Below are 5,478 nucleotides of genomic sequence, written 5' to 3'. Positions count from 1 at the left end.
GCGGGCCTCGTGCGGGACGGGCGCATCGACGTGCCGGCCGCACGGGCCGCGACCGCCGCCCTCCCCGCGGACGCCCGCGAGCGGCATCCGCGCTACGACCGCGACGCCTTCGGGCCCGCGTGGGCCGATGCGGACGGGAACGGCTGCGACCAGCGCGACGACGTGCTCGTGCGCGACCTCGCCGTGGTGACGCGCTCGGCGTCGGACGACGGCTGCACGGTGACGGCCGGCCGCCTCGAGGACGCCTACACGGGACGCTCGATCGACTTCACGCGCGGTCCGCGGACGAGCGCGGCCGTCCAGGTGGACCACCTCGTGCCGCTGTCCTGGGCCTGGCAGCACGGGGCGTGGGCGTGGTCGGACGCCCGTCGCGAGCGGCTCGCGACCGACCTCGACGAGCTCCAGGCCGTCGACGGCCCCGCCAACCAGGAGAAGTCCGACCAGGGCCCCGCCACGTGGCTCCCGCCGGCGGCGGGGTACCGGTGCCTCTACGTCACCCGGTTCGCCTTCGTGGTCGGCCACTACGGGCTCGAGATCGACGAGGAGGACCGCGACGCCATCGACGGGGTGCTCGCCGCGTGCACCTGACGGCACGCGACGGGGCGCCGGCGGTCGGCGTCGGTGCGCCCGCGTACGCTCGGCACGACGCGGCCGGGCGTCGACGCGGACGCAGGGTCCGCGTCGGACGACCCGAGGGGATCCGCATGTGGAGCAAGCAGAGCGGCGACGCGACCGGCGCGATCAGCCCGGTCCCGGAGCACCCGCACGCGCATCCCGTACGGGGGGCGTGGCTGGTGCGCGTGGGGGACGGCCCCGCGCTCGGGTGGGTCCTCCGGCACCGTGCGGACCTCGCGGACCCGTTCACCTACGAGGTGTACGCGTGCGGGCTCGGATCCGACGGACTCCGGGTGTGGATCACGCGGAGGGACAGCCTGAACGCCGCGGTCGCGTGGGTGATGCAGCACGACGAGCGGATGCTGGCGTTCGGACGGGGGCTCCGTGCCGATCCGGCCCAGCCCGCGGGGCGGCACGCGGGTGGCGGCCCGCCGGACGCGGACGCCGCCGCCCCCGGGGTCGGGGACGGCGGCGTCGACGAGCGCCGGGACGCCGGTCAGCGCCTCCGCTGATCCGCCGCGTCGCGACCCGTGACGGGGAACGGGCCGGTGACGCCCTCGCGGACGCGGGCGATCTCGAGGATCCGGTCGCGCTGCAGGTACCAGCCGACGACGAGCAGCGGGATGATCACCACGAGCGAGGCGACCGTGAGCGTGCCGATGGGCCAGTCGATGGCCATGAGCACGAGCACGCTGACGAGGAACGCGAGGGTCAGCCACGACGTGACGGGAGCGCCCGGGAGACGGAACGTGGGCTCCTTCGCCTTGCCCTGCTTCGCCCACGTGCGCAGGCGCATCTGGCACAGGATGATCGTTGCCCAGCCCGCGACGATGCCGAGCGCGGCGACGTTCAGCACGATCTCGAAGGCCTGGTCCGGCACGACCGCGTTCAGGCCCACGCCGAGCAGCGTGATGGAGCCGGTCAGCAGGATCCCGCCGAAGGGGACGCCGCCCTTCGACATGACGGTCGTGAAGCGCGGCGCCGAGCCGTTCATGCCCATGGAGTGCAGCACGCGGCCGGTGCTGTAGAGGCCCGCGTTGAGGCTCGACATGGCGGCCGTGAGGACGACGAAGTTCATGACGGATCCGGCGATGGCGCCCACCTGGGGCGAGCCGAGGCTGGAGAAGAAGGTCACGAACGGGCTCTGGTCCGCGCTGTAGGCCGTGTAGGGCAGCAGCAGCGAGAGCAGGACGATGGAACCCACGTAGAAGACCGCGATGCGGAAGACGACCGAGTTGATGGCGCGGGGGATGACCTTCTCCACGTCCTGCGTCTCGCCGCTCGCCGTGCCGACGAGCTCGATGGCGGCGTACGCGAACACGACGCCCTGCACGACCAGGACGACGGGGACGAGGCCCTGGGGGAGGATCCCGCCGTTCTCCTGCAGGACGGTCCAGCCGGTCTGCACCTCGGCGCCGTCGACCGTCACCGGGAAGCTCCAGGCCAGCCAGACGATGCCGACGACGAGGAAGACCACGAGCGCGGCGACCTTGACCAGCGCGAACCAGAACTCCATCTCGCCGAAGACCTTCACGGCCACCAGGTTGAGGGCGAGGACGATGGCGAGGGCGATGAGGGCGAGCAGCCACTGCGGCGCCGCGGTGAACGCCGACCAGTAGTGCATGTACAGCGCGACGGCCGTGACGTCGACGATCGCGGTCGTCGCCCAGTTGAGGAAGTACATCCACCCGGCGGCGTAGGCGAACTTCTCGCCGTAGAACTCGCGCGCGTAGGAGATGAACGACCCCGAGCTCGGGCGGTGCAGCACCAGCTCGCCGAGGGCGCGGAGGATGAAGAAGGCGAAGACCCCGCAGACCAGGAAGACGATCGCGAGGGCCGGGCCCGCGGCGGCGAGGCGCCCGCCCGCCCCGAGGAAGAGGCCCGTGCCGATCGCGCCGCCGATGGCGATCATCTGCAGCTGGCGGGGCTTGAGGCCGTGCTGGTAGCCCTCCTGCTCGTGGCTGAAGTCCTGCGCCACGAACTCCGGATCCGGTGTGACGGGACGGCGGTCGCTCTCGCTTCGTGTCATTCCGCATACGGTAGTGGCAGTGGGCATCCGCCCCGATCCCCGCGTCGATCGACTTCCACGGGGCATGTCCGCTGTGATAGGCGCCGAGGAGGTCCGCATGGTCCGCACGCACCGCCCGGGACGCCGGATCCGCGCGTGGGGTGCCCTCGCCGGGATCGCGGTGGGCGCGCTCCTCCTCGCCGGCTGCACGACGGATGGCGGACAGCCGGCCCCCGCGACCGGGTCGCCGTCCGCCAGCGCGACCGCCGACGCGGGGTCGGGTGCCGGTGCGACGGCCGATCCGCAGCCCAGCGTCACCCGCGCCCCGGGTCCGCCGACCGAGGACGAGCTCGCGACGTGCTCCACGCTCGCCCAGGTGCTCCCGGACTCCACGCGGCTCGTTCAGGCCCTCGGCGACGGCCGGGCCGTGGACCCCGCCCTCCTCGAGCGCGTCCGGCAGGGCGATGCGGCGCTCGCGGGCATGGCGCCCGAGGGCATGAAGCCGCTGGTCGCGTCGTTCTCGACGATCGTCGACGAGCTGGAGGCCCTGCGCACCGGCGAGGACACGGACGGCGCCTCGCTCGACACCGGGCAGTACCTGCGCTCGGTCGACGCGTTCCTCGACTACTGCCTCGACGACGTCGGGTACGTCCCCGCGAGCGCGACGCCCGCGCCCTGAGGCACCGGGGATTCCGAGGCGCCGGGGATCCTGAGGCGCGGCCCCGCGGCGCCGCGTCAGGTGCGGCGCGCCACCGCCTCGTCCGCCTCGATGTCCTCCCGGGCGTCCTCCCGGCGGTCGCGGCCGTCGCCGTCGTGCGTCACGAGCAGGTGCGGCGTGCGGTGGATGCGGTACGAGATGCGCAGGTGGCGGTGCAGCACGAGCCACGCGATGGCGATGAGGGCGGAGACGATGCCGCTCGCCGCGCCCACCATGAGGGCCGCGCGCGGACCCCACTCGTTTGCGATCCACCCCACGATCGGCGCGCCGAGCGGCGTGCCGCCGACGAAGATCGCCATGTACACGGCCATGACCCGTCCGCGCATGCGCGGCTCGACGGTGAGCTGGACCGTGCTGTTGGCGCTCGTCATGAGCGTCTGGGAGACGACGCCCACGATCGCGAGGGCGCCCGCGAACAGGAGGTAGGTGGGCGCGATCGCGGCGAGCGCGGTGGCGATGCCGAAGAGCGCGGCGCCGACGAAGACCAGTCGGATCCGCGGACGCTCGCGCCGGGCGGACAGGAGCGCGCCGGCGACGGAGCCCACGGCGAGGCTCGAGGAGAGGAGGCCGAACTCCGTCGCGCCCTTGCCGAACTCGACGCTCGCCATGGTGGAGGTGAAGATCGGGAAGTTGTAGCCGAAGGCCCCGACGAGGAAGACGATGACGAGGATCACCATGATGTCCGGGCGGCCGCCGATGTAGCGGAACCCCTCGCGGAGCTGCCCGCGGGACCGTGCGACGCGCTCCGGGCGACGGAGCTCCCCGACGCGGAGGCGCGTGAGCGCGACGAGCACGGCGATGAAGCTCACGGCGTTGATGAGGAAGACCCAGCCCGTGCCGACGCCCGCGATGAGGACGCCGGCGACGGCCGGTCCGATCATGCGCGCGGCGCTGAAGGAGGCCGAGTTGAGCGCCACGGCGTTCGACAGGTCGTCGTCGGAGACGAGCTCGGAGACGAACGACTGGCGCGCCGGCGCGTCCAGCGCCGAGGCGACTCCGAGGAGCAGGGCGAAGACGTAGACGTGCCAGAGCTCCGCCCGTCCCGAGAGGACCACGAGCCCGAGTCCGAGGCCGAGCACCGCCATGGCGCCCTGCGTGATCATCAGCACGCGGCGCTTGTCGTAGCGGTCGGCGATGAGTCCGGCATAGGGGGAGAGCAGGAGCATCGGACCGAACTGCAGGGCCATGACGATGCCCACGGCGGTCGCGTCGTAGCGGGTGAGCTCGGTGAGGACGATCCAGTCCTGGGCGGTGCGCTGCATCCACGTGCCGACGTTCGAGACGAGGGCTCCGGCGAACCAGATGCGGTAGTTGGGGGCCCGCAGGCTCCGGAACACCGCGCTCACGCGGAGGCCATCCGGGCGAGGAGGGCGGCCGCGTCGGCGAGGGTGGTGCGCTCGTCGGCCGTGAGCTCCTCGAGCCGGAGGGACAGCCACGCGTTCCTCTGCCGTCGGGTCTCCTGGACGATGCGCCGGCCGGGCTCGGTGACGGTCACGGTGACGCGGCGGCCGTCGTCCGGCGCGGGGGAGCGCTCCGCGTAGCCCGCGTCGACCAGGCAGTTCACGGTGCGGTTCATGCTGGGCGCCGTCACGCGCTCGATCTCGGCCAGCCGCCCGGGGCTCGTGGGCCCGTCGCGGAGGAGGAGGGCGAGGACGACGAACTGGCTGTCGCTCAGCTCGTGGTCCGCCTTCTCGGCCCGCAGGCGGCGCGAGAGGCGCATGACGCCGACGCGGAGGCTCTGGCTGAGATCGGGGGAGTCGGGCATGTGATTAGGGTAGCTCATTAGCCGCGCTAACGAGATGGCGGGCGATGACGGGATCCTGCGAGACGGCCGAACCCGGACAGGCTCGCCGGGCGGGGCCCCGGGGACGGGCAGGATGGGAGCACACCGCCGGCAGCGGTGCGCGCGAGGACGCGGGCACCGGCCGCGCGACGACAGGAGGCACGGACATGACCCACCACGACGGCACGGCCGACGCGCACGACGACGACGCGGGGCTCGGCGGCGACGGCACGATCCCGGCGGGGGAGAAGGGCGTCGCGGCCGGTCACGACGGGGGGAACGACCACTTCGAGCCCGAGGAGGACACCCCCCACCACACGGACGACGACGGCGCCTCCGCCTAGCCCGCCGCTC

At 73.2% G+C, this 5,478-nt stretch carries 7 protein-coding genes; 4 read left to right on the top strand and 3 right to left on the bottom strand.

Annotated features, from left to right (window positions below; translation table 11 throughout):
* Together Q6969_RS12610 and Q6969_RS12605 are read left to right on the top strand one after the other, a co-directional pair.
* On the top strand, nt 1-588 hold a 588-nt coding region (locus Q6969_RS12610; protein WP_317230741.1), incomplete at its 5' end, for an HNH endonuclease family protein.
* A gap of 116 nt (nt 589-704) precedes the next feature.
* The gene (locus tag Q6969_RS12605; protein WP_317230740.1) at nt 705-1,127 is read left to right on the top strand and encodes a hypothetical protein; all 423 of its coding nucleotides are present in this window, start codon (nt 705-707) and stop codon (nt 1,125-1,127) included.
* On the opposite strand, the gene Q6969_RS12600 is transcribed toward Q6969_RS12605, so the two are convergent.
* A complete protein-coding gene (locus Q6969_RS12600) occupies nt 1,112-2,644 on the bottom strand; it encodes an amino acid permease (protein ID WP_317230739.1) in 1,533 nt (510 codons plus the stop codon). The two genes, Q6969_RS12605 and Q6969_RS12600, sit on opposite strands and share 16 nt — an antisense overlap.
* A 97-nt stretch (nt 2,645-2,741) precedes the next feature.
* On the opposite strand from Q6969_RS12600, the gene Q6969_RS12595 reads away from it, so the two are divergent.
* Nucleotides 2,742-3,302: a hypothetical protein gene (locus tag Q6969_RS12595; protein WP_317230738.1), complete on the top strand. Its 561-nt coding sequence runs from the start codon at nt 2,742-2,744 to the stop codon at nt 3,300-3,302.
* A 56-nt stretch (nt 3,303-3,358) separates the two neighbouring features.
* On the opposite strand, the gene Q6969_RS12590 is transcribed toward Q6969_RS12595, so the two are convergent.
* Nucleotides 3,359-4,687, bottom strand: coding sequence for an MFS transporter (locus Q6969_RS12590; RefSeq protein WP_317230737.1), 1,329 nt, complete (start codon nt 4,685-4,687; stop codon nt 3,359-3,361).
* Nucleotides 4,684-5,106: a MarR family transcriptional regulator gene (locus Q6969_RS12585; RefSeq protein WP_317230736.1), complete on the bottom strand. Its 423-nt coding sequence runs from the start codon at nt 5,104-5,106 to the stop codon at nt 4,684-4,686. Before Q6969_RS12585 ends, Q6969_RS12590 begins: the two co-directional genes overlap by 4 nt.
* A 185-nt stretch (nt 5,107-5,291) precedes the next feature.
* Here Q6969_RS12585 and Q6969_RS12580 point away from each other — a divergent pair, with 185 nt between their 5' ends.
* Nucleotides 5,292-5,468 carry a hypothetical protein gene (locus tag Q6969_RS12580; RefSeq protein ID WP_172407170.1) on the top strand — a complete coding sequence of 59 codons (177 nt, stop codon included), beginning with the start codon at nt 5,292-5,294 and terminating at the stop codon, nt 5,466-5,468.
* The last annotated feature ends 10 nt before the right edge of the window (nt 5,469-5,478 follow it).

This window comes from Clavibacter sp. MX14-G9D (assembly GCF_032917815.1).
GTDB classification, from domain to species: Bacteria; Actinomycetota; Actinomycetes; order Actinomycetales; family Microbacteriaceae; genus Clavibacter; species Clavibacter michiganensis_K.
The sequence above is the reverse complement of the archived record's forward strand: the minus strand, read 5'-3'. Positions and strand labels throughout refer to the sequence as shown.